The 23,077-nt window shown below is 47.9% G+C and carries 19 protein-coding genes; 5 read left to right on the top strand and 14 right to left on the bottom strand.

Annotated elements, in window-relative coordinates; genetic code table 11:
• Nucleotides 1-13: 13 nt before the first annotated feature.
• From A7K91_RS19250 to A7K91_RS26550, 3 genes are all read right to left on the bottom strand, one after another.
• A complete protein-coding gene (locus tag A7K91_RS19250; protein ID WP_068685759.1) occupies nt 14-1,030 on the bottom strand; it encodes a cytochrome d ubiquinol oxidase subunit II in 1,017 nt (338 codons plus the stop codon).
• A complete protein-coding gene (locus A7K91_RS19245) occupies nt 1,027-2,391 on the bottom strand; it encodes a cytochrome ubiquinol oxidase subunit I (protein ID WP_068685758.1) in 1,365 nt (454 codons plus the stop codon). The genes A7K91_RS19250 and A7K91_RS19245 overlap by 4 nt, the downstream gene beginning before the upstream one ends.
• 248 nt (nt 2,392-2,639) lie before the next feature.
• Nucleotides 2,640-2,792, bottom strand: coding sequence for a hypothetical protein (locus A7K91_RS26550; RefSeq protein WP_156739677.1), 153 nt, complete (start codon nt 2,790-2,792; stop codon nt 2,640-2,642).
• Nucleotides 2,793-3,343: 551 nt separating this feature from the next.
• Here A7K91_RS26550 and A7K91_RS19240 point away from each other — a divergent pair.
• The 3 genes from A7K91_RS19240 (at nt 3,344) to A7K91_RS19230 (ending at nt 7,175) form a co-directional block, all read left to right on the top strand.
• Nucleotides 3,344-3,958 (top strand): TetR/AcrR family transcriptional regulator, encoded by a 615-nt coding sequence (locus A7K91_RS19240; RefSeq protein WP_068685757.1) that lies wholly within the window; start codon nt 3,344-3,346, stop codon nt 3,956-3,958.
• Between the two features lie 230 nt (nt 3,959-4,188).
• Nucleotides 4,189-5,412: an MFS transporter gene (locus A7K91_RS19235; protein ID WP_068685756.1), complete on the top strand. Its 1,224-nt coding sequence runs from the start codon at nt 4,189-4,191 to the stop codon at nt 5,410-5,412.
• A 371-nt stretch (nt 5,413-5,783) separates the two neighbouring features.
• The gene (locus A7K91_RS19230) at nt 5,784-7,175 is read left to right on the top strand and encodes a S1C family serine protease (protein ID WP_068685755.1); all 1,392 of its coding nucleotides are present in this window, start codon (nt 5,784-5,786) and stop codon (nt 7,173-7,175) included.
• 279 nt (nt 7,176-7,454) lie between these two features.
• On the opposite strand, the gene A7K91_RS19225 is transcribed toward A7K91_RS19230, so the two are convergent.
• Complete coding sequence (locus A7K91_RS19225; RefSeq protein ID WP_068685754.1) at nt 7,455-9,458, bottom strand: beta-galactosidase; 2,004 nt, start codon at nt 9,456-9,458, stop codon at nt 7,455-7,457.
• Nucleotides 9,459-9,640: 182 nt separating this feature from the next.
• Here A7K91_RS19225 and A7K91_RS19220 point away from each other — a divergent pair, with 182 nt between their 5' ends.
• Nucleotides 9,641-10,495, top strand: a complete 855-nt coding sequence (locus A7K91_RS19220) for an AraC family transcriptional regulator (protein WP_068685753.1) — start codon at nt 9,641-9,643, stop codon at nt 10,493-10,495.
• Between the two features lie 63 nt (nt 10,496-10,558).
• On the opposite strand, the gene A7K91_RS19215 is transcribed toward A7K91_RS19220, so the two are convergent.
• From A7K91_RS19215 to A7K91_RS19185, 7 genes are all read right to left on the bottom strand, one after another.
• Entirely contained in the window at nt 10,559-10,906 is a 348-nt protein-coding gene (locus A7K91_RS19215; protein WP_068685749.1) for a TIGR04076 family protein, read from the bottom strand.
• Nucleotides 10,907-10,936: 30 nt separating this feature from the next.
• Nucleotides 10,937-11,902 carry a helix-turn-helix domain-containing protein gene (locus tag A7K91_RS19210; RefSeq protein WP_068685747.1) on the bottom strand — a complete coding sequence of 322 codons (966 nt, stop codon included), beginning with the start codon at nt 11,900-11,902 and terminating at the stop codon, nt 10,937-10,939.
• 213 nt (nt 11,903-12,115) lie between these two features.
• Entirely contained in the window at nt 12,116-13,348 is a 1,233-nt protein-coding gene (locus A7K91_RS19205; RefSeq protein WP_068685745.1) for a carboxylate--amine ligase, read from the bottom strand.
• Between the two features lie 134 nt (nt 13,349-13,482).
• Complete coding sequence (locus A7K91_RS19200; RefSeq protein WP_068685742.1) at nt 13,483-14,682, bottom strand: MFS transporter; 1,200 nt, start codon at nt 14,680-14,682, stop codon at nt 13,483-13,485.
• Nucleotides 14,683-14,731: 49 nt separating this feature from the next.
• Nucleotides 14,732-16,411: a ribonuclease J gene (locus tag A7K91_RS19195; RefSeq protein WP_068685741.1), complete on the bottom strand. Its 1,680-nt coding sequence runs from the start codon at nt 16,409-16,411 to the stop codon at nt 14,732-14,734.
• Between the two features lie 183 nt (nt 16,412-16,594).
• Nucleotides 16,595-17,506, bottom strand: coding sequence for a nicotianamine synthase family protein (locus tag A7K91_RS19190; RefSeq protein ID WP_068685740.1), 912 nt, complete (start codon nt 17,504-17,506; stop codon nt 16,595-16,597).
• Nucleotides 17,507-17,543: 37 nt separating this feature from the next.
• On the bottom strand, nt 17,544-18,761 hold the full coding sequence (locus tag A7K91_RS19185; RefSeq protein WP_068685738.1) for an MFS transporter: 1,218 nt from the start codon (nt 18,759-18,761) through the stop codon (nt 17,544-17,546).
• A 207-nt stretch (nt 18,762-18,968) separates the two neighbouring features.
• Here A7K91_RS19185 and A7K91_RS19180 point away from each other — a divergent pair, with 207 nt between their 5' ends.
• On the top strand, nt 18,969-19,556 hold the full coding sequence (locus A7K91_RS19180) for a TetR/AcrR family transcriptional regulator (protein ID WP_068685736.1): 588 nt from the start codon (nt 18,969-18,971) through the stop codon (nt 19,554-19,556).
• 109 nt (nt 19,557-19,665) lie between these two features.
• On the opposite strand, the gene A7K91_RS19175 is transcribed toward A7K91_RS19180, so the two are convergent.
• The 3 genes from A7K91_RS19175 to A7K91_RS19165 form a co-directional block, all read right to left on the bottom strand.
• On the bottom strand, nt 19,666-20,211 hold the full coding sequence (locus tag A7K91_RS19175; RefSeq protein WP_068685734.1) for a GNAT family N-acetyltransferase: 546 nt from the start codon (nt 20,209-20,211) through the stop codon (nt 19,666-19,668).
• 142 nt (nt 20,212-20,353) lie between these two features.
• Nucleotides 20,354-22,135, bottom strand: coding sequence for a sensor histidine kinase (locus A7K91_RS19170; RefSeq protein ID WP_068685731.1), 1,782 nt, complete (start codon nt 22,133-22,135; stop codon nt 20,354-20,356).
• 6 nt (nt 22,136-22,141) lie between these two features.
• Nucleotides 22,142-22,906, bottom strand: coding sequence for a response regulator transcription factor (locus A7K91_RS19165; RefSeq protein WP_068685730.1), 765 nt, complete (start codon nt 22,904-22,906; stop codon nt 22,142-22,144).
• Nucleotides 22,907-23,077: the final 171 nt, after the last annotated feature.

Genomic DNA, 23,077 nt, shown 5'->3' with positions numbered 1-23,077 from the left:
CCCCCGGTCCGCCTTATTTATTTCCTTTTACATAATCCGCATCAAACAGAAATAGCCTGAACACCAGAATAAGCGACGGTATCAGCAGGCATAAGCCGCCCACAAAAGCCATAACCAGCGCAATACCCGTCGCTTCGGTCGTAGCGCCGCCCTGAATCGTAATAAACGGATCCAGAATGTACGGATAATGACCGATTCCATAGGCAAAAAAGGCGCAAAAAAATTGCAGCATGACGCATATAAAAGCAAGCCCGTAACGGCGTCCGTTGTACAGCAGCCACATCGCGACCATAAAAAAACCGATGGACAACGCAAGCAGCCACCATAAATCCATCATGTTTTGAAAATGCCGCTCATTATGCTGGCTCAAGTAAATAAAAGCCGTCAAAGCCGCAATAATCGTTGGCGTGCTCCAAAATAACGCATAGGTGCGCATCAGGTTCAAAGCGGAGCGATCGCCCGCCCGCGAGGCGTAAAAGGCGAGGAATGTTCCGCTAATAAACAATACGGATACGAGCGCGAGGGCAACAATGCTCCATGAAAGCGGGCTTGTAAACAACGTCTTGTATGCCAGAAAAACGGCGTTGCCTTCTTTAACTATGAAGCCGCCTTCGGAGAGGGTAAGCGCAACGGATAACGATGCCGGTATCAAAAGGCCGCTCGCCCCGTACAAAAACAAATACAGCACATTTTCTTTGGAGCCGTAGTTTTCAAAGGCATAGAAGGAACCGCGGATCGCCAGTAAAACAACCGCTATGCTGCCCGGAACGAGCAGAGCCGAGCCGTAATAATAAGCTGTATCCGGAAAGAAACCAACAATCCCGACATAAAAAAAGACGAGAAATACGTTCGTAATTTCCCAAACCGGCGACAAATAACGCGAAATCAGGCGATTCAGCAGATGATCCTGCTTGGTCATGCGGGCGTAGAAGGCAAAAAAGCCTGCGCCGTAATCAATGGAGGCTACGATCAAATAGCCAAACAGGAACAGCCATAACACGGTTATGCCAATCAATTCGTAGCTGATCATGCCGGTTCCCCCTTTCCGCTGGCTTTATCGCGTTTTTCCTCAAGCAGCTTGTCCAGCTCGGCTTCTGCCGGATTGTTGCGGAACAAGCGGCGCAGCACGATGACGCATAAGGTGCCAAGCACGATGTATAGCAGCAGAAAAACAAAAAACAATATCCTGATGCTAGGCGAAGTGGTTGCCGCCTCCTCAACGCGCATATAACCCCGAAGAATCCATGGCTGACGGCCAACCTCGGCATAAAACCAGCCCAGCTCGATAGCCAGAAACGCAAGCGGCGCACAAAGAAGGATGCCTCGCAGCAGCCATTTGTTCAGCTCGTTGCGTCTTTTCCAGATTAAAAAAAGGAAATACAGAGCCGCGATAGCAGGGATAACAAACCCGATGCCGGCCATCGCGTCGAATAGATAATGCACGATAAGCGGCGGCTGTTCATCCAGCGGAAATTCATTCAGCCCCGTCACCTCGGCGTTGAAATCGCCAAAAGCCAGAAAGCTGAGCGCTTTGGGAATATGAAAAGCGCCCATAATTTCCCGCTCCGCGTTCAACCAGCCCAATAGAACCAAATCCGCGCCGCTTTCCGTCTCGAAATGCCACTCCGCCGCCGCCAGCTTTTCAGGCTGATGCGCCGCCAGAAATTTGGCCGACATATCCCCCGCAACAGCCGTAAGCAGGCCGAATATAAGCACTGCGCCCATCATCAGCTTCAACGCTTTTTTGTAATAGACGGAAGGCCCTTTTTTGAGCAGCACATAAGCCGCGATGCCCGCCAATAAAGCCGCTCCCGTCATGTAGGCGGAGGACAGCACATGAAAGACCTTGGAGGGCGTTGCCGTATTAAACATCGCTTCAATGGGATTAACAGCAACAAAATGGCCCGCCTCCATAACGAAGCCCTCCGGCTGATTCATAAATCCGTTGACGGATGTTATAAAAAAGGCTGACATGCTGGCTCCAAGCACAATAGGTATTGTCAGCAGCCAATGCGTATAGGGGCTGCGGAACCGGTCCCATGTGTACAAATAAATACCAAGAAATATCGCTTCGAAAAAAAAGGCAAATACCTCCATAAATAAGGGCAGCGCCACGACATTGCCGGCCAGCTGCATAAAGTTTGGCCAAACCAGCGCCAGCTGAAGGGCAATTGCGGTTCCTGTCACCACGCCGACAGCTACTGAAATAATAAATCCCCTCGTCCACCTTTTGGCCATTAGAATGTAATGGTGGTCCTTTTTGCGAATCCCAACAAATTCGGCAATTGCGATCATAAGCGGCACACCAACGCCCACCGTGGCGAAAATAACGTGAAAGGTCAACGTAAGTCCCGTGACCAGGCGGCTCCATAACACCGTATCGATTTCCAAGCCAGACAATCTCCTTTCAGCAATCGTTTCTGCAAACATGTAACCAAATCATTTAAACAAATTATTCATGCAGTCGGGCGAAATGCCCCGACTTTTAGAAATCAGTATAACCAAGCCTGGCCTATAAATATCAACTTGGACACGACCTTCAAAAAAGATTCAAATCTTTCTGACAACCCGGTGAAAAAGGCGAAAACAACTCGTTGTAGTCATTGATCGAAAATTAATTCTGTGGTATGTGCTAAATTTCACAGCATATTAGTCGTTTCTATGCCCATCTCTTGGCATTCCATCAAAGTCAGCGCTCTAGCTGTGTTTATGCCTCTCTGAGCCTGTATACCGCCTGCATTCCGTTTGGATTTCGCCTGCATGCTGTCCCCTTCATTTATGTCCACTCTCATTCGTGTCCCCTGGCCGTCTGGATTTCGACTGCATTCTGTCCTTTCTCATTTGTGACCCCTGACTGTCAGGATTTCAGCTGCTTTCTGTCCTCTCTCATTTGTGACCTTTGCAATTGCATTCCGCCTGTATTCTTCCCCTCTTTTGTGTGACCTCACCGTCTGGATTCTATCTGCCTTTGCATCACATAATTACGGGCCGGACATTAATGACCGTTAGAACAGTGATTAGTTTGTTTCGGAAAATGTAACGGACACATTTGTCCGCCAGAGGCCAAATGTAACGTCAAATAGAGCAAAATTGTCATCTTACGGACGTGAGTGTCTTTTAAAAAGCAGAATATTGCTAAAAACCACTTCTGACAGACATAAATGTCCGTCACAGCGGAAATCGCCGGCTTGACGGGCGCTATTGTTGGCGCAGCTTCAAGACGACGCTGCCCAATCGTTATTGAACAGTTCTTGACTGGTTCTTGATCAGTACTTGCCACCCTCATCTCATCCATGTTACAATACTGAACGAACGTTCAGTATGAACAACTGGAGCGATGCCGATGAATCAAAAACAGCTGCAAAGCGAGCAAACCCGGAAACGAATCGCCGACGCCGCCCGCGCGCTGTTTACCCAAAAGGGCTATAAAGCAACCTCGATCGAAGATATCGTCAGCGCTACAGGCAGCAGCAAGGGCAATATTTATTACCATTTTAAGAGTAAAGAGGGCTTGTTCCTTTACCTCGTAGAGGAATGGGATCAGGAATGGACTCAAAACTGGAAAAACAATGTCCATCATTATCGGACTACGGCGGAAAAGCTGTACGGCATGGCTGAGCTGCTTGCAGCCGATGATCTGAATCACCCGTTGACCAAAGCGGCTGACGAGTTTTTCAGGCAGGAGGAAAAAACGTCCGAGGCGGAGAGCAGACTGGCGGAGCTGATGGGCGAGCATCTTGCTTTTAACGAAAAGCTGCTGCAGGAAGGGATAGATAGCGGCGAGCTTGGTCCCCATGATGCCAAACGGCTTGCTTATGTGCTGGAATCGCTCTTTTTTGGCGTCAGCCAATTGGCCCGCGGCTTTAACCGCGATCAGGTGCCTATCCTCTACAGGGATGCGGTAGCCGTTTTTCTTACGGGCGTAACGTCCCAGAAACAGAAACAGCTCCCGCTATAAGCTGCTAGCTCATAAGTTGTTTGCCAATTAAGTTGCTTGCTAATTAAGTTGCTAACCAATATTATTTTGTTCTACTTATTTAGCCGCTGATTTTCAAGATGCAATTAACAGAAAACGGACCTTTCGTTTTCTTTTTTTGCCTTTTATACAGACCGAACGTTCAGTATATGAAATATGTAAAATTAAGAATGTAAAATTAAGAATGTAAAATAAGACAAGGAGACCTCATCATGTCGTTACTTCTCAGAAATCGCGGAGCGGTATTACTGCTCATGCTGAACATTTTTATTGTGTTTACAGGCATCGGCCTCATCGTTCCCATTATGCCCAGCTATATGAACATGCTTCATATTGGCGGCAGCACGCTTGGTTTTCTGGTCGCTGCCTTTTCCATAGCGCAGCTTATTTTTTCACCGCTTGCGGGACGAATTTCCGATTCTATCGGACGCAAAAAGGTTATTGTGGCAGGTATGCTGCTGTTTGCGGTCTCCGAATGGATGTTTGGCGCGGTCAGCGCGCTTCCCCTGCTCTTTCTGTCCAGGCTGCTCGGCGGCATCAGCGCCGCGCTTGTTATGCCTGCCGTTATGGCGTACACAGCCGATATTACGACGGATGAAGAACGCGGAAAAGGGATGGGACTGATTAACGCCGCCATCACAACGGGCTTTATTATCGGGCCCGGCATAGGCGGTTATATTGCGGAATTCGGCATTCGCGTTCCCTTTTATGCAGCCGCTGTTGCCGGGATAGTTGCCATGCTGATTACAGCCTTCCTGCTGCCTGAAACGCCTGCGCTTCAGCAGCAGGAAAACAGCGCGTCCAGAACAGCCGGAGTGAAGCAGCCTGTTCCAAGCCTATTGAGGCAGCTTGCCAGCTCATACCGCGAGCCTTATTTTATAAGCCTGATCGTTGTGCTGATCGCTTCCTTCGGGCTGGCTAATTTCGAAACGGTATTTGGCCTGTTCGTGGACCATAAATTCGGATTTACACCCAAGGACATTGCATTCATTATTACATTTGGCTCTATTGCCGGCGCTGTAGTGCAGCTCACCATTTTTGGCTGGATCATTAACCGCTTCGGCGAAAAAAATGTTATTACCGTCAGTCTTTTTTCCGCAGCCTTGTTTGTGCTGCTGGGGCTTTTGGTGCATACCTTCTGGCTGATCGTTGCCGTTACGTTCGCCCTGTTTCTTGCTATTGATATTTTGCGGCCGGCCATCGGCACGCAGATGTCCAAGTTCGCCAATCAGCAGCAGGGATACGTCGCGGGCTTAAATTCCGCTTTTACCAGTCTTGGCAACATTATCGGTCCCATCATCGGCGGATTTCTATTTGATCAAAATTTGAACTTCCCTTATATGATGGCAGGACTTATACTGGCCCTTGGCTTCGTCATGTCGTTCAAATCGCAGAAGGTTCCCGTTCATTCGGCTTCATCAACATCAATGTCTTAATAAAACACTGCCCAAAAAATCCAGTTTTACTGTTTCCAAAGCGGATTCGCTCGCTTGATGAGACAGCTCGCTGCACAATAATATGCAAAAACAAAGAAATGGCGATGCCGAGGGAGCTCATCCCTGCATCGCCATTTTCTGATTCCCGGCTCTATATTCGTCGAGCCGCTAATGCATCTCCTTCCTCGCTTCCGAGTTGTTTCTCGGCCCTCGCAATTTAGGATCAAGGAAGCTTCTGGCCGTCTGTCCCTCTGATGCGAAAAGCCCCTCTTTAAGCCAGCTTTTTTAACTCTGACTAATCCAGCTTTAAGCTTCTTTTAATATCGAATTTCTAAAATTATACATAATTTAATAAAAGGAGGAACTGCGAGATGGTTGAAAAAAAGCGTGATTTCACCGGTTTTTATGAACAAGCTGGAAAGGAAGTACATCAAGAAACTCAAACTTCAGATGGGTCGTTTACAAATAGTAGTTTGTATCCTTCAAGCGGTGAAAGCCTTCCTGTTTTACATTCATCCCAAGCTTCAAACGGAGCCCAGCCGGATAGGGAAATCTTTGAATATTCGACTTCGCAAAAAGAGAAGCTTCGTTTTAAAAGACTCATTTCCTGTGTGGCTGGAGGGATCGCTGCAGCCATTGTTTTGTTTGCAAGCGGTGTCAATCCATTTACTTCTGATCCTGCAATAGGGTATCAGCAAAGCTTAGGAACAAATTCTGCTCATATTACGACCGCATCAGCTTCCTTTTCAAGCAATGGGAATGTAATCCCGTCCATTGTGCAGCAATCCAATGGTGCTGTTGTTTTGATAAAGACATATACAAAGTCCAGCAATAGAAATTCTGATATTTTAAACGATCCGTTCTGGTTCTTTTTTGGAGGAAGGTCTGAACAGCCCGAATCATTCAATGATAGTCAATTGCGGCTGTATGGGGCAGGTTCAGGATTTTTCTATAAAAAAGGCGGATATATTTTAACGAACGAACATGTCATTGCAAATGCGGATCAGATTGAGGTTACTGTTGACGGGAGTGCCGAACCTTTCATTGCAACGGTATTAGGAAAAAGTGTGGAACATGATTTAGCCGTCATAAAAATTGGCAGTGAACAAGATTTCCCTGTTCTTGAGATGGGCGATTCTGATGCTATGAATGTAGGAGACTGGGTGGTCGCGATAGGAAACCCCGCCGGCTTCGATAATACAGTTACAGTAGGCGTCATTAGTGCCAAAGAGCGCGAAATCCCTGTCAGCGATAAAAATGGACAACGCCAGTATCGTCATTTGCTGCAAACAGACGCGTCAATTAACTCCGGAAATTCTGGAGGGCCTCTCATTAACTTAGACGGCAAGGTTATTGGGATGAATACGGCCAAAAGCTCCGCAGCGCAAGGAATCGGATTTGCTATTCCAACGAGTGTATTTGTTCCACTTATAAAATATCTGGAAGAGGGAAAAAGCATTCCTTACTCCTACATCGGCTTATCACTAAGCGATATAAAAGAAGATATGCTGGATGATTTAAATTTGAATTCCGTGAAAGGAGCGCTTGTAGCGCAAGTTTTGCCAGGGACTCCGGCTTTTAAAGCGGGAATCAGACAATACGATGTCATTGTCAAAATAAACGGCCAAGCCGTAGAGAAATCAAAAGATGTCGTCAATCAAGTGCTGACTCTTCCTATCGGTGAAAAGGTATCGTTAACCGTTCTCCGAGATGGAAAGGAAACAGACTTTATTGTAGTCGTGGCAGATAAAAACACAGCTTAACCAATTGCTTATGGGCAGTGGTTGTCCAAAAAGCAGCATAAAGCGCCAAATCCGGCAGACGAAATGGGGCTGTCCGAAAAGTCACGTATAACGAATAACTATTCAGCAGAGAGGACCGGAGAGGAAAGGGTGTCTTGAGGGCGAGGCCAAAATAAAGCGAACAAATAGGTTTGAGCTTCGAAGACACCCTTTTCCAGGAGGTACCGGTTTTGCTGAATAATGATTCACCGTAACAGACGTTTCTGACAGCCCCATTTATTTGGGATGTGATGCAGGAAATCAGTCCTCTTCAATAATGACAAAGCCCCAGCGCTCCAGTTGTACAGCTTCGCCAGCTGCCACATTGCGCTCCGACAGCAGCTCCACTCCAGAACCGTAAGGATAAAGAAAGGTTTGCGGCTGTCCGGAATAATTGAAATAATAACGGACCGTTTTTCCCGCTTCATTTTGGCCCGATTTAACGATTAGCGGGAAGCTCAGCTCCTGATCCTTTCCCCATAAGCCCGCTTTACGGACGGCGCGCTCCAGCAGCTTGCCCATAATGGCGGCGCTAGGCAAGCAGCCGACGTAATAGGCGGTGCCTTGGCCGTATTTATTTTCGGTAATGGCCGCATATTCACCCCATTGCGGATGCTCGTACCAAGCCAAAACCTCCGCCGTTGTTGGCGTCAGAAGCTCCATCCAAACGTCGATTGTATTGTTTTCCGCGCCAACGCCAAACGGGTCATCCTTCAGCGTTACGCCGGAAGGCTCCGCAAACTGGCTGTATTGAACGCCGCAGACATCCCCGATTTTTGCAGGCTGGACTTCCGTGCGAACCTTGATGTGCTCGTTGGCAAACCCGCTTTTGAATGCATAAACAATGGTGCCTCCCCCCTCGACATAAGCATTGAGGCGGTCAAGAAGCTCGTCCGAGGCCGCATACAGCGGGGGAACAACAATAAGATCATATTGCCCCAGCTCCGTCGAGCCTGGATTCAAAATATCGCAGCCAATGTTCATTTCGTACAGCCGGTCGTACATCAGACGCATCACATCGTTATAGGCGATTTCGCCTCCGGGCAGCTTGAACCAGGCCATCGACGTTAACGCCTCGTTGCTGACCAGCACGGCCGCTTTGTTTTTCTTTTTCAGGTTGACCAGCTTAGGGGATAGACGGGCAAAATCGCGCCCAATCGTTTTGGCCTCCTCATAGGTCGGATTACTGCCCAGGTCGTGGCTCAACAAGCCCTTCCAATACGTTTCAAACGAATTATGGATGGAATGCCAATGCCAATATTCAACCATGTTGGCGCCAGAAGCCAAATGGCTAAACGCTTGAAGGCGAAGCTGGCCGGGGTATGGCGTCCAATTAGGAAATGCCTGAGCCTGCGTCTCCAGTACAAAATAGTTGTCGTTTTTTAACGAACGCGTGGAGTCGCCGCCATACGAAATTTCTTTACCTGTCAACAAATGCTGAGACGGATGGTAAATATCGACGCCGGCGATATCCATCGCTTTGGCCGCCTCGAAATGATCAACGTCGGGCTGAAGGCCAAAGGAGTAATTTCTCCATTCAAAATCGAAATTATGGGTCACAAATTGGCCGGGCTGCTTGTATTCATTGACGATAGCTGCCTGCCAAGCCAAAAATTCAGTCACAAGCTGCCGCTGAAAGCGAGAGAACTCTGCTCCCAAGCTGCCGTTGATCGTTCCGACAACGGATGGAAAGTCCTCCCAGCTATTAATCCGGTTGCTCCAATAATCAAGGCCAAACTCCTGATTGAGCTTTTCGACGGTACCGAATTTTTCTCTCATATATTTGACGAATCGAAGCTGGATATTGGGCCCGCTTGTATGGTAATGCTTCGTTTCGTTATCCACCTGATAACCAATCACCGCAGGATGCTTGCTTACCCGGCTGATCAGCTTGCGAATAATGCGCTCCGCATAAAATAAATAGGTCGGATTGGCGATGTCCATAATTTGGCGCGCTCCGTATCGTCCCGGGCCATGCGGGGTTTCCGCCAGCACATCGGGATGCTCCTTGACCATCCAGGTTGGAACCGCATAGGTCGGCGTACCTACAATAACGCTAATTCCCGCTTTGTGCATCGCATCCAGCACCCGATCCACGCTGGAAAAATCAAAAACACCATTTTGCGGCTCATGCGTGCTCCAGGTGGATTCCGCAATACGCACCAGATTAATACCGGCCGCCTTCATCATCGCAATATCTTCGTCAAGCCGCTCATATGGCATATATTCATCGTAATAGGCAACTCCGTACAGCAATTGCTTCATTCGTTATCTCTCCCTTGAGGTTGGTCATTCTCCCTTTATTGTAGAAGATGGCGGTACGGGTTGAAATAACAAAAATATATCAACTCTATTAAAATATTGTCCTCTTTATTCGACTCACTTACTGTATAATAAGCATAACGAGATAACGATCATTAATATTATGTCTTTGGGGGCTACATGTCATGCGCGAGCATATTTTTCTGCCAAAGCCTTTATTTCCCCGTCACATTTGCTTTCCGGACTTTATTGGAGGGTACAGCCAATACCCCGAGCATAGCGTAAGCCGGGAATATCGGACGACAGAATTTAATCTGGACCGCAATTACAATCTGCATATTGTTCGTAAAGGAAAAGGGTATCTGATGACCGAAGGGAAACGTTACGAGTTGACCGCAGGCCAGGGCTTTCTGTTTGGTCCCGGCTTGCGGCAAAGCTACCGGTCGGACTCTCAGGACCCTTGGAGCATTGCGTGGGTGCATTTTTTCGGGGAGCGGCTTGAGGAATTGCTGGATGGCAAGGGACTGGACGAGCCATGGCTTTTTTCCCTGCCGGATCTGCAGCCAATCGAGGAACTGCTGGACAACCTTCTTGCAACGGGAAGAACGTACCGGATTGAGGACGAATACAGCCTGGCCTCCACGCTGTACGAAATGCTGCTCCGGCTTCAAGCCAGCTCCGAATCGCTGAACGTTCCTCTCAATCAGGCTGCGGACAAAATTCGGAGCGTCGCCAACTATATCAGAGCCCATAGCGTAGAGCCGTTCAGCATTCAGGAGGCGGCGGCGCTAGCGGGCTACAGCACTCCCTACTTCAGCCGCAAGTTCGGGCAAACGTTCGGCATGTCCTTTCCCGATTTTTTACTGGAATCGCGTTTGATTCAGGCCAAGCGGCTGCTGGCCTCCACCTCGCTATCCATTAAACAAATTGCCCTCGACACCGGCTTTTCGCAAGCCAGCTATTTCAGCGCCTGCTTCAAAAACCGGGAGGGCATGACCCCTCTCCAATTTCGGAGCATGCATCAGGATGATGGGCCGTGATGCTCATTTTTGACCGGGCTCTTAGTCTTTATGGACAACTTATTAGGGCGTGTGTTACACGCCCTAGTCAAAAAATTTCCCTTTATAAAAATTTTCATTGTCAAGTTTGTTTGCAGTGATCCTGAATTGAACGCACCCATCGGGACATACAATATCCTTGCTGTTCTTACTGGCTCCGCCAATGTATTCTAAATCACCGCCGCTTCGGACCGCTTCCATAATTGGGAACAGCAGCATCATCGTTTTAGAGCAAATGCCTTGTCCGTCTGTATTTACAGGACAGCCATACGTGCAGGTATATTTATCTCCGATTTCCTCACCGTTTCGGCAATACCGCTCCGTATGCTCGCCGCGAAGAAATCCGGTTACCTCAATTTCCCACTCATACTCCTCGTTATACCACTTTTTCACAAGCTTCCCTCCCTTTTTATTTTGGAAAAATCAGATTTTTACTGGCCTGACATACTTGAAATATTGCTCCGGATCATAATACAAATACATGATTCTTCCCGGGGACGTATCAAGAGCAAACCCCGTTTTACCATAATCAAAAGCCGCCATTGCCTCTTCCATTTTTTCTTCTACGCTGCCGTTTTCCTGTTCGTAATCAAAGGGCCCGTGTTCAAAAACAATATAGTGCGCTTCGGGAATATCGGCCAAAAGCATGTGCGGCGGGACCTCCTCTTTATAGCCGGGAGGCAGGCGTATTCCCCAGCACTCTGTTCTGGGAAAACCCCACGCGCAAAGCCTGCCGTCAGGGTCGTTCATATAAGCCATAAGCTGGCCGCTTCCGCCGTTTACCTCGCTCCCGCCGTCGTCGTCCAATTTGCCCTTGATACTGTCAAGCAAGCCGCAAACGGTTTCGTAGTCCTGTCCCGGAATAAGACTTTGCCTACGCCAAAAATCCCAATAACCGTTACTCTCCTTGTTTTTAATATACAGGAATGTGTGCGAGGGTATAGTGACAAAATAAACCTTGACATCATCCGTTGATTTTATCATACCGATTTCCCCCAAACCTAAAAAGTAGCGGTCAAAAGGGGTTATTTTTGTACGCAGAACAACAGGTTCAGGCTTTTTCCGATATTCGCTGGGCGTTGTGCCGTAAGCCGCTTTGAAACCTCTCGTAAAGGCTTCATGCGAGGAAAACCCATAATCAAAAGCGATATCCAAAAGGCCCTTTTCGCTATCCCTGACCTCCTTTAAAGCAAAAGCTAATTTTCTTTGCCGCAAATAATCCCTGAATGACATGCCGCATATTTCCTTAAATTTCCTTGTCGTATAACATTCCGAATACCCCAGTTTGCGGGAAAGAAAGCTTAGCGTCAGAGCTTCATCATTGTGGTCTTTCATGCAATTGTCAATTTCATCAACAATGGTTTGAATCTGTTTATGCCACTCGTACATTCCTATATTCACCTCGTTTGAGCTGCCTTACATCTATTATGAATAAATAAAGCGGCTGCGGCTTGATTTGAGTTGCTGTTATTTTAGCATTTCGGGGTTTCCCCTCTTAAAAGTTAGACACGAGCCGGGTTTCTTCCCGCTTTCCATCAAAAAAAAAGCGCTCAAACCGTTGTCAGTTTGAACGCTGCTTTAATCGTCAATGGAACACTTCTATTAAACCCTTTTAAAGAAATAACACTGATAGTTTTTAATATGGCCAAAATAATACCGCGACACTCGGGCAATACGCTTCAGGTTCATATCCTTGCTGTACCAAAGCGTCTTATACACCTTTTTCTCCCTGTACATCGCAGCAATTTCGGCCGATAATTGCGGGTCAGCCACATATTTTTGCAAGACCAGTCTGGGCACGTTTGTCCAAAGCGCGCTTTGACTGCTATATACGCAGTCCATGTCTTTGTTGTAAACGGCGTTATCAACCAATGCCTGCATCATGTTCAGCCCGGCCGCGCGAACAAAAAAGCTGCTTCTGCCCAGCCGCGGATTAATTTCGAACAACATGTATTTACCGGTGCGGCTATCATATTTCATGTCGATATTAGAAAACCCGACGTAGCCGATTTCTTCAAGAAACACCTTGATTTTTTCATAGATGGCTTTATCCGAGCGCGAAATAATAGCGGCGTAATTGCCTAATGTTTTGGGCGCATATTCTTCAAGCACAGGCTGGCCGAGACACATCATTTTGACCTTGCCATTATCGTCGGAATAACTATTGATAACTCGCATGGAGTCGTCCCCGCCGGGAATAAACTCCTGAATAATGAGTTTTCCGAGGTAATCCGACTTGTTCATGCTTCTGACCATTGTTAAATATTCTTCTTTATTTTGAAAGAAAAATACTTTCTTTTTCCCTTCAAACTGACAATGGAGATAGGCATAGGCGTTGCTGTTCTCCGGCTTGACGATAATCGGAAACTGAAACTCCAGCTTATGTATGGCCTCTTCCCGTTCCTCCGGTGTGCACACATACGTTTTGGGATAATCCAGACCATGCTTTTCGCATAGCTGATAAAACTTGTCTTTTGTGTCCAGCGTATTCAGGAGCGCCTCGGAAATGCAATGATTGGCGATCAGTCCCTTGAAATGGCTGTAGTGCCTTGATAAAAGGCCCGCATAATAGTCCGAGCAGGAAATAACAAGCAGCTTGCGATTGGGGGCCGTATATTTCTCCAGAATGGACAGCAGCGCATTGGGAAAAATATCTTCGCGGTCAAAATGGTCTATTTGAATCAGGTCAAACAGCTTGCTGTGCATCGTGGGAATAAGCAAACGGCTGCACAGCAGCAGCGGCCTGATGCCGTAAGCCTCGTGAAACAGTCTGACATTGCCGTACGCATTTTCGTCGCTGCCCAATATAATGGGTAAAAAATCGTATTTTTCCATAGCTTCTCCTCGTTCGCAGCTTGTCCCCGCTGTCAAAATGACAGGGGATCTATTTATCCGCTACCGTCATTGAATATCCTTCGTTAAGAAGTATACCATCCCTGCGGAGAATGTCTAGGGCGTGTCGAGGTCCCTTATTCCTTCTGCGGGCGGATAGCAAACAACGACAGCAGGCAAGAGCCAAACGCAAGGGCGGCAAACAGATAAAACAGCCACTGCTCCTGCTTCATTAATGTGGACGCAACCAGCGGGCCCGCAGCGACGCCAATAAATCTGGCGCTGCTGTAGAGCGATGTAATCGTTCCGCGCTCCTCCTTTTGCACGCCCTCCGTAATTAAAGCGTCCAGGCTGGGCAGCGCCGCGCCGATGCCAACGCCTCCTACAAACAGCAAAATAATGAGAAGCACAAGCGAGTTGCTTTTTCCCAGTCCGCATACAATCATGATGACCGCCAAGGCCAAAAGTCCAATAATTGTAAACCATTTCATTCTGGTTTTATTTTGTCCGATCAGCTTCCCGGCCGCAAAGGAGGAGGAGCATATGGCAAACAAAGGGATCGCAAGCACAAGCCCTTTTTTTATGTCCTTGATGTGATATACATCCTCCAGCGAATTAGAAAGAAAATATAGAAAGCCAAACATAATGAACATGGCGAGACATCCAATAATAAAGATGGCGTAAAGCCAGGAGCCTTTTTGTTTAAGCGTATCTTTAAGCTTTTGCAGAAAAGCAGAAATATGAAGCTGCTCGCTTTCCTTTTGCTTTGGCGCCTTCACAAAAACGGCAACCGCAAGGATCGAAATCAGCGAAAAAACCGGAATGACGGCTAACGGCAAAAACCAGATTGCCATAGCAAGCGCAGAACCAAGCACGGGACTGACGACCTTGCCGAACGTATTGGACGTTTCAATCATGCCCAGCGAGCTGCTGACCTCGTCCTCGCTTTTGAACATGTCCCCTACGAGAGGCAGTACAATTGGAAAAGCTCCCGCCGCCCCTATGCCTTGAATGAACCGCCCCCCCAATATGGTCCAATACGCTCCGCCCTCAAGCAGCCACGCGCCTAATCCGGAGACGGCGCCCCCAACAGCCGTAATGCTGAGCCCCATCAAAATAATCTTTTTTCTGCCATATCGGTCGGATAGATAACCCGCAATTGGAATACACAAAATAGAAATCGCCGCATACACCGTAATGATCAGGCTTGTCTGCACAGCGGTTATTCCCAGTTTCTTTTGCATGAGGGGCAGAACAGGGATAAGCATGGAATTCGCAAGCGTCATAATGAGCGGAATAGTCGCAAGCGCCGCAAGATCCCGTTTCTTCTTTTCCATTACCGTTAGTCCCCAATCCTGAATATTGAATTTTGTAATGCCGGCTATTCTACACCTCTATAATGACCGGCAATATCATGGGACGCCTGCCCAGCCGGGTAAAGATAAGTCTGGCGCTGGTTTCGCGTATTTTATGCTTAAAAACCGACCATTCGCGATGTTCCGCATCCAGCAGCGTTAGAATATCTGCTTTTATTTTTTCATTCAGCTCGGAAAGCAGCGCTTCGGCTTCCTTCACATGCACAAAACCGCGCGTAATAATATCGGGGCCGGACAACAGGCTCCGCTCATTGCTGCTCAGGGTCGCCACAACAATAAATATGCCGTCCTCCGCCAAATGTCTGCGGTCGCGCAAAACGACGCTGCCAACATCGCCAATCCCCAAACCATCCACCAGCGTATTTCCGGCAGCAACCTTTCTGCTTTGCGTTACATCATAGCGGTTATTTTCCCTTACAACGTCCAGTACATCTCCGTTTCTCAAAATGTAAATATTGCCGGAATCAACGCCCACGGATTCCGCCAATTTCTTATGCTGAGCCAGCATCCGGTATTCGCCATGAATCGGGACAAAATAACGCGGCTTCATCAAGGAAAGCATCAGCTTTAATTCCTCCTGGCTGCCATGTCCCGATACATGCATGCCTGTAGCGGAGCCGGAGCCGTGAATCACATTGGCGCCGCGCAAATACAGCCCGTCCAGAACGGCGGCAACATTGCGTTCATTGCCCGGAATCGGCGAAGAAGCAAGAATGACCGTATCCTGGGGCAAAATCTCAATATGAGGATGTCTTCCGCTGGCCAGGCGGGACAAAGCAGCCATGCTTTCTCCCTGGCTGCCCGTACAAAGCACGGCAACCGCTTCTCTGGGCAGCTCGCTTGCTTCCTTCGCTTCAATCAGCATGCCCTCCGGCATGCTCAAGTAGCCTTGCTCCAGCGCAACCTTGACAACGTTAATCATGCTGCGTCCCAGAAGGGCAAGTTTGCGATGGGTGTGGACAGCCGCATCAATGACCTGCTGCAGCCTGCTGACATTGGAAGCAAAGGTGGATAAAAAAATGCGATAGTCCGCTTTTTGAAAAGCCTCCATTATTTTTTCGCCAACTAAACGCTCGGATGGCGTAAACCCGGAGCGTTCGGCGTTAGTGCTCTCGGAGAGAAGAAGCAGCACGCCTTCCTCGCCAATCCGGGCCATTTTGTGAATATCCGGAACTTGGCCGTTAGAGGGCGAAAGATCAAATTTGAAATCGCCGGTATGGACGACGCGCCCCGCAGGCGTATCGATAACAATGCCAAGGCAATCGGGGATACTGTGATTAGTGCGAAAAAAGCTCAGCTTAAGCTCGCCAAAAGCAAGCTCTGATGCCGGGGTGATTTCATAAAGCTCTGGTTTTTTCAAACGATGCTCCTTCAGCTTTAATTCAATCAGACCAAGCGTCAGCTTTGTCGCATAGACCGGAATATTGAGCTGCTTGAGAAAATAAGGAATGCCTCCTATGTGATCCTCGTGGCCATGAGTAATAACAAGCGCGGACACCTTATGTTTATTTTGAAGCAAAAAGCCGATGTCCGGGATAATCAAATCAATGCCAAGCAAGCTTTCAACCGGAAATTTGGAGCCGCAATCAATAACGATCAAATTGTCGTTGTATTGAACAACATACATGTTTTTTCCTATTTCAAATACGCCTCCAAGAGCCAGCACCGACAATCTGCCCTCTGATTCCATATAATTCCCTCCATTAAGTGCTTATCCGTTCATTTTCAAGCTCTAAAAATCCCCGAACGAAGTCAAGTATGCTTATTATTTGGTTCTACGTTCATTGAATATACCCATAGCGGCTTTCCACAGCAAAAAAGCCAGCGACAACGCCGGCTTAATTGGTTCAGATATCGTATCAACTTATGCCGTTTAACTAAAGCTCATTCCAGATTGCTTGCTGCGCTCCAGAATAAGCGTAGAGTTTATAACGAGACCCGATTCGGGGCGGGTCCGGTCCACTATACTCCAGCCCTGCCTGATTAACTCGGCTTCATCTACCGCCTCATATCTGATTTGCCGCATGCCTTCGGCCGTTCGCACCGCCACTAACGAATCAGGAGATGTTGCGTTTATTTGCGATAGCACCGACCACTTGTCCCGCACCAGGCTGGCAACAAAAATGATACGATACGGGCTATAATCAAAAGCCTCTCCTTTTTCCATCACCACTTTGATGCCATGGCTTAAGCCCGCTTGCGCAAGCAAGGAGCTGGAGGACTGGCAAGCCGTTTGATCGCTATCCAGACAGACGATTTCGATGCCGCTGCATAAATGGAGAATAATAGGGCTTAAAGGCATTGGCCCGCTGCCAACAAAAACAATCGGCGACGCCTTCTCTCTGCGTACAAATGCCAGATAAGGCTTAAGCATAGCCAGCTCCGCGGCAACCAGCGACTTGTATACAGGCCAATACGGCAGCTTCTGAAACCGTTCTTCATGAAACTCCTTACACCGGTAAAAATGGCGGGCATCGGCCAGCTCCAGCTCAAATTCAGCTCTCGCCCATTTTTGTTGCAGCATTGTCAGATGTTGAACCATGTAACCATCCTGAAGAACGGTCTGCACTTCCTGGGCTGAATAGTGTAATTGCAATAATAGCGAAAGCCGTTCCATCATCGATCTTACCAATAGATTGTCCGGCGTCAAATCCTCTGACTGCTGCAACAGCTCATTAGTTTCACGAATAACCCTCAACAAGGCGCCTACCTTTTTCGGGTTTTCTGGATTGCCGCTGCTCTTTAATCCCGGCTCCATTAACCCCTCTATTTGTCCAAGCTCCATCGCCAATGCCTCCTCCTCTACTCTTTACGGAATATATTCAGCTGCTCGTAAATGTAGACGAGGGTTGAGACACTTCCTTGCTTAACTGTTCATACAACCATGTAAGCAGGGCCAGCCCGCTCACCGCTCCGCCTAACCAACAAACGCCTTCCCAGCCAAACCAGGCATACATTTGAGTAGAGAATATGGAGCCAGCAGCGCTTCCGATGGAATAAAAGATCATATAGGCGGCGGTCAATCGGCTCTGGGCTTCAGGCCGAGCCTTGTAGATAAGACTCTGGTTGGTAACATGTACAGCTTGTACGGCCAAATCAAGCAAAACAACGCCTATAATCAGAAATAGAATAGAATGATATACCAGGCTTATCGGCAGCCATGCAAGCAATAGGAGGCCAAGCGCATATCCCGTTACTTTCCCGCTCCAGCCTCTGTCAGATAAGCGGCCCGCATAAGCCGCGGCAAACGCACCTGCCGCGCCCGCAAGTCCAAATGCGCCAATAGCCGTATGCGACAGCGACAATGGCGAACTGCTTAACGGCAAAACCATCGCGGTCCATAACGTGCTAAATGCCATAAACAGGAACATGGCCAATAAAGCGCGTATCCGCAAAACCGGCAATTCCTTGTACAGCAGAAACAACGATATGATCATACCTCCATACCCTATTCTGGCTCTTGTGGCATTCTCCTTTGGCAGCAATATAAACAGAGCAATCGCCGCCATTAATGTAAGCACGGAGGAGAAGAGATAAACGGAACGCCAGCCCAGCCAGTCATTAAGCAGACCTGCAACCGTTCGAGCCAGCAAAATCCCAATGACGATGCCGCCGGTGACAACGCCAACCGTTTTCCCCCGTTCAGAGGGGCGGCTCAAAGCAGCAGCGGCCGCAACCATCGTTTGCGCCGCAACGGCAAGCAGCCCTACAATACCGATTCCGGCAAATAAAATCAGACTTGTCGGGGATAGGCCTACCGCAAGCAATGCTCCGGCGGATAGCAGCATTTGGATCACAATGAGCTTGCGGCGATTCACAATATCTCCAACAGGAACGAGCAAAACAAGACCTGCCGCATAAAAAATTTGAGTCGCTGTCACAACGAAGCCAACCGATGAAAGCGGGATGTTGAATTCGCCGCTAATGGAATCCAGCAAGGGTTGGGCAAAATAAATATTTGCAACGGAAAGCCCGCTGCTGAGCGCCAAAATCAAGAGCAATAGTGGAGAGAGCGTAGAATAGGAATGCCTTATCATCATAAGTAGCACCTTTCGGATCGTTCATATTAATTATGTACCAATCGATACATAATTATTTGAATTTTAAAGGTACTTTCTACAGCTGTCAAGCTACTCATTTAATGGATAACAGGCTTTAAACAGTATATCGCTTTGACGGAATTGACATTCACTAACGTTATAGCTATCCTTAAATAAAATACCGATTGATACAAAAAGGAGGGTATTATGGCACGGCAACGCGAATTCAATAAGGAGCAAGCTTTGGAGGCAGCTATGGAGGTATTCTGGAGCAAAGGATTTGAGGCTGCCTCGCTCAGCGATTTGACGGCGGAAATGGGCATTCAGCGCCCTAGTCTTTATGCTGCTTTTGGCGATAAAAAGGAATTGTTCGAGTCGGCTTTGCGCCGGTACAATACATGGCATGCCTCCAAAATACGGAACCTGCTTCAGCAGGAGGAATCTGTGATTTCATCATTCCGGCAATTATTCCAGCAGATCGGAGCAAGCGCTGAAGAACATATAAATCGTCATCGAGGCTGTTTTTGCATTAATACGATGGTTGAGCTTGCTCCACATGATTCCAAATTTTCAGTGCTCACGCGCGAGCATCAAATGTATCTTGCGGTTATTTTCAGAGAGGCGATTATAAGAGGACAACAGAATGGAGAAATTGATGCTGCGTTGCATGCTGAAGCCATTGCCAATAGTCTGGTTGTGTCCATGATTGGCTTGACCGTTATGATGAAGAGCAATCCAGAGTCGGCCATGATCAAGCAAGCAATTGAAGCCGCATTATCATTGCTTGCAAGGTGAATAAATATTCAACAACACCGGTGCCTGCAGGAAAAGGGGGTCTTGGAGGCCCAAACCTATTTGTCCGCTTTATTTTGGCCTCGCCCTCACGACACCCTTTCCCAATTACTCATTTAAGCATTTTTTGATATTTGTTGGCCCCGTTTGTTTCTCCTAAAAACTCGTAACCGCTGCGGACATAAAACTCGTTCAGCTTTATATTCCATGCAATACAATCGAGCCTGATCCGGTCTTTGCCCTCAAAGCGAACTCCGTCTTCTATCCAGGCCAAAATGCGAGGGCCAAGCCCAAGGCTTGAAAATTTGCGGTTAACAACGAGCCGGTGCAAATACACCGAAGTATCATGATGGGGATCGTTTTTCCCCCAAAGTCCATAATCAAAGTCGCTGGGCTGCTGCTGCAAAATGCAAGCTGCGGCTACCTCGCCGGTTTGTTCCGATCTGAAAACAATGACTTCTCCTCGGGCAATAGCCCCCGGAACATTGTGGCTGTCTTCGCCCTCCAATACTTTACTCCACTGGGGAATGCCCAAACTTTTTAACCAGACGGCTATGTTGTAAATCGTTGCCTGAATTTCTTTTTCATCATTCGCTCCCGCTATAGAGGCGAATATATTATCGTTTAGATGTGCGGATAATAGTTCGATTTGCCCCATATGCCACCTCGATATATTTATGTTTGGTATGATTGTGCTTTTCCTATTGTAGCACGTCAGGCCGATTTTTCTTTATTAAAAAAATGAAAAGCTGAACGGAAGCATTCCGAGAATGTGCGCCATCATCCAGCAGCAGCTATTATTATCGGCGCAGAGGCAAAAGGATCGTAATGACGCTGCCGCTCCCTAACGCCGATTGAACGCCAATACTGCCAAGATGCGCCTTCACTATCATATTGGCTATGCTCATGCCAAGGCCCGAGCCTTCGCTGGTTTGCCCCGTGCTTGTCCCCCGGTAATAGGTTTCAAACAGCTTGGCTTGCGTTTCCTCATCCATGCCTTGCCCGTTGTCGCTGACCGTAATGCAGACGAGCTCTCCTTCATCTCCCGCCCCATTAGACGGATCGGATAATCTCCCGGCCGCAACCCGTATCCGTATTCCCGGCTCATTATGCTTGATCGCATTAACGATGACATTATCCAGCAGGCGCTTCAGCAACTTGGCATCTCCGTCAATATAAAGCCGCTCTTCCTCCGTTTCATATACCAATTCAACGTCGTTTAACGTAGCATCATTGACGTAACGCAGGACAACTCGCCTGACCAGCTCATTTAAATCGATCGGAGCCGCATCCATAATAACAGGACCACGCTTCAGCTTTTCCAGCAATGAAAAATCCTCGATTAATTCCAGCATATAGTCGCTTTTTTCTCTGATCATGTTCCCCATATTCCGCAATTGCTCCTCATCCCAGCCTTGCGGCTCCCGTTCCAGTATATAACCATAGCCTTGAATCGTCGAAAGCGGCGTACGCAGGTCATGCGAAATGCCGCTCATCCACTGAATCCGGCTCCTCTCAAATTGCCGGCGCCGTTCCTCCGTCTGCGACATTTGATCCGCCATATTCATAAAAGCGTCGATCGTTTCGCGGAATAAGCGAAAACGTCGCTTCATTTTGCCATTGGCGCGATAAATGTTCTTTTTTTCTTTTTCAATGGCTTCAAGGCCCTTTTCGGCATTGCTTAGCTGACCAAACCAGCGGCCAAGCAGCAGCATGGGCTGCGCATACCGATAGCCGTGCCACAAGGACAAGCCGCCCAGCAATAGCAGGATCGCAATAGAAACAACGACTAAATAACGGATCATCATTTGGATCATGCTAAATGCTGTCTCCTGATTGGAAACAGAGTCGTTGCTTTGCAGCACCCACAGATAAGGAGCGTTTGCGGCAGCTATTATTTCTGCGCCTCCCGAGCTTGACCACCGGGATTGCATTTCATAAATGCGCAACGGTTGAAATCCACTCCCATTTCCGCTTGAAGCCGGGCCAAAAGACTGAACAACCTCACCGTTTTCTCCTACAATAGATAAGGAATTCCCGCTAGCAGCAAGAGCCGCCTCCAGCTTCGTTTTGTGCTTGTCCGTTACCAGCCCGTCTTCCTCATAAGCATGATATAAATTCTGAAGCACTTCACGGGCGGAACGATGATAACCAAAAAGAAACAGATATTGCTCCCCCATCGTCAGCTCATCCAGTTGTCCATTAACCTCGTACTTCCCAAAACGCCCCGTATGCTGAATATCAAGCAGCTCGGCGGCTGTATACCTGCCCGGAAGATCGCCGGGCGAATTAAATACTTTTTCAACGACACCTGCTTGATCTATGACCTGCACCCACATTCCATGCTTCACTAACAGCTCTTCCATAAAGGTGCTTAAGTAGATGTCATCGTCTTTGCTATAGGCTTCCAGAACAACACTATCAATGGATGATCCATTTGATAAATTATACTCCCGCTCTTTACTGGAAATAAAATCAATGATCGCAAGAAAAGACGCAGTTAGCAAAAGAATTAAAAAAAACGAGGTCAGCGCAAGCTGGTAGATGAAGTGAAAGGCCAGCCTTCTCCGTATTGGCTTCATCTCACGTCACTCCTTAATCAGCTTGTACCCAAGCCCTCTAATCGTCAGCAAAAAAACCGGTTTGCCGGGGTCATGCTCAATTTTTTCGCGAATTCTCCGGATGTGCACCATAACTGTATTATCGTCGCCCATACCATTCATTCCCCATACGGCCTCATAAAGCTGCGACTTGGTAAAAACAATGCCGGGATGCTTGCACAAATGCAGCAGCAGCAAAAATTCCTGTGCGGGGCAAGCAACAGGCACCCCCTCCACAATCAGCTCGCCGGCTGCTTCATCAAGTGTAAAACGGGAATAGGTGTAAATCCCCTTATTTCCCTTAACGTCTGTCTGTTCCTGCTGTTTTAGAGATGAAGACGGCGCCACTGAACGCAGCTTGCCCCCGGCTTCGCTCCAGCCTTCTTCCATTCGGCGCAGCCTGGCCTTTATACGGGCAACCACCTCAAGCGGGTTAAACGGTTTGGTTATGTAATCATCTCCGCCAACCGCAAAACCGGTTAACACATCAAGGTCAGACACTCTCGCAGTCATAAAAATAATATGAGGCTCCCCATACCGTCGCAGCCTGTCGCATAGCTCAAAGCCGCTTCCATCGGGAAGCATGACATCCAATAAAATAATATCGGCTCCATTCGCCTCTATCAAACTAAACGCCTCCGCGGCAGTCGCCGCCGAAAATACATATTGAAACCCGTCTCGAACAAGCAGCAGCTTTACCATTTCCGCAATGGCCTGCTCGTCTTCTACAATCAATATTCTGCGATGAAGCATACGTAACCACCACCTGCCAAAAATGTACATGTTCAAAAAGTCCCTTTTTCATTGCTCTATATGGACCTCTTAATAGGGTAGCATATTTGCCTTAACAGGAGCTAAACGACAATTGAATAGGTATGGAATAGATGCTCCGGAAAAATAAGAAATGGTTAAACTTGCGTTTCA

The organism is Paenibacillus oryzae (genome assembly GCF_001675045.1).
GTDB classification, from domain to species: Bacteria; Bacillota; Bacilli; order Paenibacillales; family Paenibacillaceae; genus Pristimantibacillus; species Pristimantibacillus oryzae.
The sequence above is the reverse complement of the archived record's forward strand: the minus strand, read 5'-3'. Positions and strand labels throughout refer to the sequence as shown.